The organism is Acidimicrobiales bacterium, assembly GCA_016716005.1.
Lineage (GTDB): Bacteria > Actinomycetota > Acidimicrobiia > Acidimicrobiales > JADJXE01 > JADJXE01.
In genome coordinates this window covers 1-7,371 of sequence record JADJXE010000006.1, presented here as the reverse complement: position 1 = coordinate 7,371, position 7,371 = coordinate 1, and the positions used below count along the sequence as shown (strand labels likewise).

The 7,371-nt window shown below is 76.1% G+C and carries 10 protein-coding genes; all 10 read right to left on the bottom strand.

All coding sequences use genetic code 11. The features are described 5' to 3' along the window. Positions 1-618 (bottom strand): hypothetical protein (locus tag IPM45_18385; GenBank protein ID MBK9181484.1); only part of this gene is annotated, 618 nt, incomplete at its 3' end. A 586-nt stretch (positions 619-1,204) separates the two neighbouring features. Continuing rightward, entirely contained in the window at positions 1,205-1,495 is a 291-nt protein-coding gene (locus IPM45_18380) for a hypothetical protein (protein ID MBK9181483.1), read from the bottom strand. An 11-nt stretch (positions 1,496-1,506) separates the two neighbouring features. Continuing rightward, on the bottom strand, positions 1,507-1,923 hold the full coding sequence (locus IPM45_18375) for a hypothetical protein (protein ID MBK9181482.1): 417 nt from the start codon (positions 1,921-1,923) through the stop codon (positions 1,507-1,509). Between the two features lie 44 nt (positions 1,924-1,967). Beyond that, positions 1,968-2,450: a hypothetical protein gene (locus IPM45_18370; GenBank protein MBK9181481.1), complete on the bottom strand. Its 483-nt coding sequence runs from the start codon at positions 2,448-2,450 to the stop codon at positions 1,968-1,970. Beyond that, on the bottom strand, positions 2,450-2,956 hold the full coding sequence (locus IPM45_18365) for a hypothetical protein (GenBank protein MBK9181480.1): 507 nt from the start codon (positions 2,954-2,956) through the stop codon (positions 2,450-2,452). The genes IPM45_18370 and IPM45_18365 overlap by 1 nt, the downstream gene beginning before the upstream one ends. Beyond that, positions 2,956-3,906 carry a hypothetical protein gene (locus IPM45_18360; GenBank protein MBK9181479.1) on the bottom strand — a complete coding sequence of 317 codons (951 nt, stop codon included), beginning with the start codon at positions 3,904-3,906 and terminating at the stop codon, positions 2,956-2,958. Before IPM45_18360 ends, IPM45_18365 begins: the two co-directional genes overlap by 1 nt. Then, the gene (locus tag IPM45_18355; GenBank protein MBK9181478.1) at positions 3,903-4,298 is read right to left on the bottom strand and encodes a hypothetical protein; all 396 of its coding nucleotides are present in this window, start codon (positions 4,296-4,298) and stop codon (positions 3,903-3,905) included. The genes IPM45_18360 and IPM45_18355 overlap by 4 nt, the downstream gene beginning before the upstream one ends. 552 nt (positions 4,299-4,850) lie before the next feature. After that, a complete protein-coding gene (locus IPM45_18350; GenBank protein ID MBK9181477.1) occupies positions 4,851-5,189 on the bottom strand; it encodes a glycosyltransferase family 1 protein in 339 nt (112 codons plus the stop codon). A gap of 807 nt (positions 5,190-5,996) precedes the next feature. Then, positions 5,997-6,320 carry a hypothetical protein gene (locus tag IPM45_18345; protein ID MBK9181476.1) on the bottom strand — a complete coding sequence of 108 codons (324 nt, stop codon included), beginning with the start codon at positions 6,318-6,320 and terminating at the stop codon, positions 5,997-5,999. Between the two features lie 338 nt (positions 6,321-6,658). Continuing rightward, positions 6,659-7,318, bottom strand: coding sequence for a hypothetical protein (locus IPM45_18340; protein ID MBK9181475.1), 660 nt, complete (start codon positions 7,316-7,318; stop codon positions 6,659-6,661). Between the last annotated feature and the right edge of the window lie 53 nt (positions 7,319-7,371).

Here is a 7,371-nt window from a genome sequence, read left to right as displayed (position 1 = left end):
GGCCAGCGGCAGGGCGCCGGCCAGCAGCTCGCCGAACACCTCAGCCAGCGACCCGACCAGCGGGACGCCGGTACGGATCACCCCGAGGAGAGGGTCGAGGATCGGCCCGCCCGCAGCCTCCAAGAGGTTGCCGATCTCCTCGCGGACGGCGCCGAACTGGGCGCGGACGTTGTCGATGCCGGCGGCCACGTTGCCGGCGACGCCTTCCGGGCCGAGCCGCTCGAGGGCGAGCGCGGCGCCGGCCGTGGACCGCTCGACCAGGGTCAGCTCGGCGGCTGTGGCCTTGCCGGTGTCGGCCAGGGCGCGGGCTTCGATCTCGGCGGCGTTGAGCGACAGGCCGTAGCCGGCGGCGAATCGGCCGCCTCGGGCCAGGGCGGTGGTGAGCCCTTCGGCGACCTGACCGAGGTCGCCGAGGCCGGGGTTGAGAGCGACCGCGTTCGCGGAGAGGGCGAGGATCTGGTCGGTGAGCTGCGCGGCCTGAGGTCCGGCCTGCCCGGCCGCCGTCGCCAGCTGGAAGATGCGGGCGGCGGCGAGCTGGGCGGCTTCGTCCGACCCGCCGAGCTGGTTGGCGAGGACACCGAGGTCGACGTTGAGCCCTGCCACGTCGATCTGTTGCACCTGGGCGCCGAACTCGCCGACGACGAGGTTGAAGGTCTCCTGGGCGCTGCGGGCGTCGATGGCCTGCGAGGCCAGCGCGCCGCCCGCGACGGCGAACGCGGCGGCAGCCCACGCGCGCGGCGAGGGCCGCCCGCTCCTTAGGCGGCGGCGGTGAGCCCGGACAGGAGTCGCCGGTTCGCGGCGCCAGCGCGGCGCCCAGGATGACGGCAGCCGAGTAGTCCTGCGTCTCCCCCGTGGGCAGCACCCCGGCGGCCGGCGCTTCGATGGTCGCCTCGACGGTCGCGTGGAACGGGTCGGCCAACGCCGCTTCGGCCTGCTGGCGGAGCGCCTCCTCGTCGATGTCGGCGGAGACCGGCACTTCCACGCTGCCGCTCACCTGGCCGACGGCCGCAGCCGATTCTCGCGGAACAGGTCGGCGGCCGCCCCCAGGTCGCCGGTGAACCCTTCCAGGTCCGCCGGCCAGGCTGTCGGCCAGCGACTCGCCCACCGCGGTGACCGCCGAGGCCAGGCGGGCCTCCAACCGGTCCACCTCCTCGAGCGCGTCGGAGATGTCGAGAGCGAGGACCTCTTCGACCGGCATCGTCGTTCAGGATGGCGACGGCCGACGCGACCGGGTGGGCAGACCCCCGCTGAGGCGGCGGTGCGCGTCCGTGGGCTCGGGGCGGGGTGCGGGGGCCCGGCCCTTGGCGGCGAGGAGACGCTGGCGGATCAGCGTCCGGTCGTCGCCGGCGGCGTGCGGGCGGGGCTCGAGGTCGAGCATGGCCGCGACCTGCCACATCTGGCAGGCGTCCAGCTGGGCGGCGGTCACCCCCAGGCCGAAGGCGGCCCGGTAGAGGGGGCGGAGCAGGCTGCGGGTCGTGGCCGGCTGGGAGGGCACCTGGCCGGGGGTCAGGTGCCAGAAGCTTCCGGGCAGGTCTGCCAGTGGCGCAGGAGCCGGGCGATGGCGGTCTCGTCGGTGGCCATCCACACGGCCGGCTCGCGCAGCTCGTCGCCGCCCAGCAGCCACACGGTGTGGGCCCACCAGTCGGTGCGGCCCGTGCGGATCCGCTCCTGCAGGGTGCGGCCGGCTCGCCGTTGGGAGAGCACGACGTCGGGGTCGGTGAGGTCTTGGGTGTCGGCGTCGCGTGCGGCGGCCAGGGCGGCGGCGGTGAGGTCGTCGTTCCAGGCGAAGGTGCGGTCGCGCAGCTCGGCGAACTCGCCGAGGGTGGGGATCCGCAGCCGCCAGGTGCGCCCGTCGGGATGGTGGACGGCGGCGGAGCCGTCGCCGTTGAGGGCGAGGCCCGCCTGGGGGTTGGTGTCGGCCATGACCGCCGAGCATGAGCCGACGTGCTCGACGATGGTTGGCAGGGTCAGGTGATGGTGAGGGTGCAGCCGACGGTGACGGCCACCAGGCCGCCCTGGGGGCTGGTGGTGCGCACGCCGGGCTGCCAGTCGACGTGCTGGCAGCCCAGCGACGGCACGGACGGGAACAGGCTGCCGGCCGACCACTGGCGGGTGAGGCGCGACCAGACGGCCCACACGTCGACGGCCTGGCGGGACCTTTCGCCGTCGAGGGTGAGGCCGTCGGGGGTGGGGGCGGTGCTCGAGCAGCGGACCACCGCGCCCCGCAGCGCCACCTGGGGGACGACCACACGGCCCACCTTCGCCGGCCCGGCTGGGTCTTGGGGTGACCGATTCGACCCACGTGACGACCTGTTCGCAGGTGTGGGCGGGCAGCCCCGCGGATAGCGGCTGAGGGCGCTTCCGCTGGCGCCGGGCGTGTCGAGCGCGTCGACGAGGGCGTCGAGGAGGTCGTGGGCGAGCAGGTCGAGGACGTCCACCGGGATCGCCATCAGGGCCTCCAGGCGTCGGTGAGCCAGCCGGCCCAGCCGTCGGCGAGCAGCCCGTGGAACTCGTCGGCGGCCCGGTCGGTGACGCCGGCCCGGCCGGGGAGCACGAGGAGGGTGCGGCCCCGCCGCACCGCGATCGGCTCGCTGCCGTCGGGGCCGGTGGGGTCGAGGGTGACGGCGGCGCGCAGGGGGCCGGCGGGCCTGGCGGTCACGTCGGCGGGGAGGGTGCGGCACAGGCAGCCGGTGTGGTCCTGCGGGGCGAAGTGGCCGCCGACCTGTTCGGCGTCGGTGGCTGCGGTGGCCAGGGCGGGGTCGTCGCTGCCGGCGTGCACGCAGCCGTCCAGCGCCACGTGCGGGGGGAACGGGGGTCGGGGGTCCTGGCCGTAGTCCCAGCGGGCGAGCTCGGGGCGGTGGTCGCGGACGGCTTGGGTGGCGGCGTCGGCGGCGGCGGGGACGGCCCGTTCGGCCACGGAGCGGATCCGCTCGCGCAGTTCGGAGGCGTCGGCCATCACCCGGTGAGGGTCGCGGCCCACGCGGCGACGGCGGTGGCAGCCCGCTCCGGGGCCCGGCCGTCGATCCACGTCCAGCAGCGCTGGGCCATCCGCTGGTAGGCGGCTTCGCAGTGCCCGCTGAGCGCCTGGTCGAGCGCGGCGGGCAGCTCGGCGGGTGTGGCGGCGTGGGGGATGCCGTCGAGCGCCCACGTGAAGCGGGGCGGCGCCTGCGACGGGGGCCACGCCGGGTTGTCGACCCACACGACGGGGACGCCGCACGCTGCGGCCAGGAACGCCGAGGTGGTGTTGTCGGCGATCCACACCGTCGCCCGGCTGATGGCGGCGGCCAGGTCGTCGACGTGGGGAACCCGGGCCGCGGCAAGGGCGCCGTCGACGTGGGGTCGGGCGCGGGATGCGTGGCCATGCCGTGCGGGTCCGGCGACGTGGAGGTGGTTCCGCCAGGCGGGCCACGCCCAGCCGGCCTCGCGGGCGACCCGGCACGGCCAGTGGAACGACCACACGGGCCCCACCGGCCGGCGTTCGACGCCCAGCAGGGCGGGCAGGAGGAGGCCGCCGACGACCGCGGTGGTGCAGGCCGGGTAGCGGGCCTGCCACCGGTCGGCCACCTCTCGGCGGGGGCACAGGTGCAGGCCGTGGGGGTCGTGTCGGCTGCCGCCCGGATAGCAGGGGTGGCCGGGGATCGTCGGGTAGGTCTGGCCGGCGCCATGGTCGACCAGGATGCGGCGGCGCCGGTCGACCAGGCGGCTGTCGGCCCATCCGGCGACCAGCACCGGCCCGCCGCTCGAGGCGGGGCGGCCGACGGTCACCTCCAGGTCGGCGACGCACGGGTGGGAGGCCAGGCGGCGGGGGACGTGCAGCCGGCCCCGCAGCCGGCCGGGGAGGGCCCGCCACACGGCGGCCACGTGGGCCAGGTAGTGGGGTTCGCTCGCCCACCCGTCGACGGTCACGGCGGGGTGAGCAGGTCGCGCCAGGCGGGCAGCAGCCTCGCCCACGAGGCCGTTCGGGCCCAGCCGAGGGCGGCCCGCCGGGTGGCCTCCAGCAGGTCGCGGTCAGCGTCGAGGGTGTCGAGGGCGGCGGCGAGCCCGGCCGGGTCGACGGTGTGGACGTCGACGCGGCCGCCCTTCATCGGCACCGCCCGCCGGGCGACCCGGAGAGCGACCGGCCGGGCGTGGGGCAGGGCGGCGTAGGGGTCGTGGGCGCCGACGAGCAGTCCCATCCCCACCGCCGAGGCCTCCTGGGCGGGCAGGGGACAGGCCGCCGTAGCGGCGGGGTGGGCGAGCACGTGGCCGGCCGGGCCACTCCCGCCAGTCGCCGCCTCGGCCATGCAGGTGACGGGCACCCGGCCCGATGCGGGCGGCCAGGGCCGCTGGGGTTGCGCACCACCACCCGCACGTCACCCGCACCCGACGGAGGGCGGCACGGAAGGTGCCGGCGCCGGCCCGGTCGGCCATCGCCGGCGCGTCTTGGAACACCACGACGAGCGGCCCGCCTGCCGATGGGAGCGGCTCGCACATCATGTCGGAGGGCGCCGGGACGGGCACAAGCCACGACCCGACCGGCTGCCGCCAGGCTGTGGGGACGGCGAGCCGGTCGGCCCGGTCGGTGGTGAGCTCGGGCATCGAGTGGAGCACCCCGAACGTGTCCGGCTTGGCCCCGTACCAGCATTCGGCCGACCACACGGCGTCGCAGCGGGCGAGCCGGCCGAGCGCCTCGGAGGTGAGGGTGGGGCCGTCGACGACCAGCGCGTCGGGGAACGCCCTGCGCTGGCAGGGGCCGCGGCCGGCGGGGCCCAGGTCGACGAGCACCGTGACGTCCGGCTGCAGGTGCGAGCAGGCTTCGCCGGTCATGGTGGCCAGCCCGCCCCGGTCGCCTCGCACGATCAGCCCGAGCGTCATGGCGCCGCCCGCAGGTGGGGGTGCAGCTCGGCGAGCCGGTCGAGCAGGCCGCGGATGCGGTGGTGGTAGGTGTGGTGGGCGAGGGTGTGCTCCCGGGCTGCTGTGGCGATGGCGTGGCGTCGCTCGGCCATCTCGGGGCGGGCCCACTCGTCGACGAGGCGGAACACCTGGTCCAGCTGGCCGGGCTGGTAGGCGACGAAGTGCACGCCCGGCTGGTAGTGCTCCCTCGATCCCGGGGGCGCCGGGGCGATCAGGAAGGCGCCCCGGCCCAACAGCTCGGGGTAGCGGTCCGACCAGTAGCGGGCGTGGCCGGGGAGCATGAGGGTGTCGCCCACGACGACGTCGACCGAGGCGCACCAGTCCGACAGGTCCTGGAGGCCGCACGGTGAGCCCGTCGCCGGCCCGCTGGTAGCCGCGGCGGTAGCGGCGGGCGAGGCCGTCGGTGAGTCTGCGCCGCCACCGCCACTCCGGGTGGTAGCGCTTCGACGACCCGACGAACCCGACCCGGCCCCGGTACTGGCTGCGGGGGCTGCCGAGGGTGGCGTGGGGGGCGTGCACGGCCGGGGGGAACCAGTGGTGGTCGATCCCGGCGGCGGCGAACCGTCGGGCCGAGGCGGGGTCGCCGTCGGCGGTGAACACGTGCTGGGTGGCCCAGAACGGGTCGCCGCCGATGCTGCGCTGGCGGGCCAGCCCCCAGTACAGGTCGAGGTGCACCGACACGGTGACGCAGCCCCGCCCGGCGATCCGCCCCAGCGCGGCCAGGCCGGCCGGGCGGGGGTGGATGCTCCACGTTCGGGTGTACCAGCACACGTCGGCCGTCGCGGCGGCGGCTTCGACGGACCGCCAGGTCTGCTCGTCCTCCTGGAGGCGCACCACCCGATGGCCGAGATCGACGAGCACGTCGGCCCAGGCGACCTCGCTGCAGTAGGGGGCGGAAGTTGCCGACCAGGCAGACGCTCAGCGGCCGGCAGCCCGGGTCGGTCACGACCCGCCCGGCCCCCCGGCCCGCCGCACCTGCGGGCCCACGTCCGGGGACAGCACCGCTGCGGGCTGCGCCAGCCCGTGGGGTTGAGCGCGGCCGAGGAAGGCGTCGACGGCCAGCAGGCCGGTGCGGCCGTCGCCCAGCAGGCTCGTCAGGTCGGTCAGCTGGAGGGTGACGCCTTGGCGGGCCAGGGCGGTGACCCGCGGGTCGAGGGCGCAGTCCCCGCCGGCGCATCCCTGGCCAGCTCGCCGGCCAGGGCCACCGCGGCCAGCACCCCGGCGGCGGGGGGGCGCACCCCCCACGTGAACGTGACCTCCCACGTGCCCGGCTCCGAGGCGGGGAGGGTGAGGTCCTGGCTGGCCGGCCATCCCGGCCGGGAGCCGTCCGGGTCCTCGAGGCGCACGAGCCAGCGGCGGTCGTCGAGGCGGTAGAGGCTGTCGTCGAGCGTGGCGCCGTCGACGACGACCTCGACGACGTCGACCACCGGGTAGACGCCCAGGCCGACCTGCGACGGGCCCGGCCCGCCGCCACGGCGAGTGGGGGTGGTCGCACCAGCCGCCTTCGACGGCCCACCCCCAGGTGGGGTCCCAGCCGTCGGGGGCGAGCCAGCGGCCGCCCCGCTTCTGCTGGGCGCACGGCCGGACGGTGGTCTGGCAGACCCCGCCGAACTGGCGGCCCGACAGGGCCCACAGCAGCTCGGACGCGGCTTGGGCGCAGTCGTCGAGCAGACCGACGGGCGGGTCGGGGGGTGCCGCAGCCGTCCAGGTCGGCGGCGGTGATCCACGGCTCGCACGGCCTGGGCGTCACCGGAGCCATGGACGCTCAGGACCCGACGACCGCGCCCAGCCCGTCGGTGACCGCCGGCAGCGGGTTCTCGTCCAGGAACCAGGCGTAGGGGCCGGTGATGTAGAAGGGCAGGTCGGCGTTGGCTGGGCCGTCGCCGAAGGTGGGGTTGGCCGACGACGAGCCGGTGACCGGGACGACCAGCACGCCCTCCTCGATGGTGAACTGGCCCATGGTGAACTGGCACTTGGGGAACACCCAGTGGACGTACACCGAGTCGTCGTCGGACGACACCGACGGGGCGTCGCCCTCGTAGGGACCGACCACACCTCCAGCGACCTTGGGGATGTCGGCGTTGCCGTCGGGCCGGTCCACGCCGATGGCCTGGCCGCCGTCGGTGATGAGGGTGCCGCCGGCGATCAGCCACAGCAGCTCCGAGTCGAGCTGGCACAGGTTCATGGACACGCCGGCCCGCTTGAGCCGGTCGGGGGCCTTGTAGTTGAGGCAGATGGCGCCCGAGCCGTTCTTCTGGATGACCTCGGCGCCGGCCTCGACCTCCTCGCTGACCTGCACGGAGATGAGGGCGTCGGTGACGAGCAGGCTGTCGGCGCCGGCGTCGGGGGCGCCGGCGTCGGTGAGGCGCATGGCCCGGAGGCGCACAGCCTGGATGGAGGAGACCTTGTCGGTGGTGATGGCCATGGCGGCTGCTCCTGTTGCGAGTGGGGGTCGCGGTCGGAGGCTCGCCACCGCAG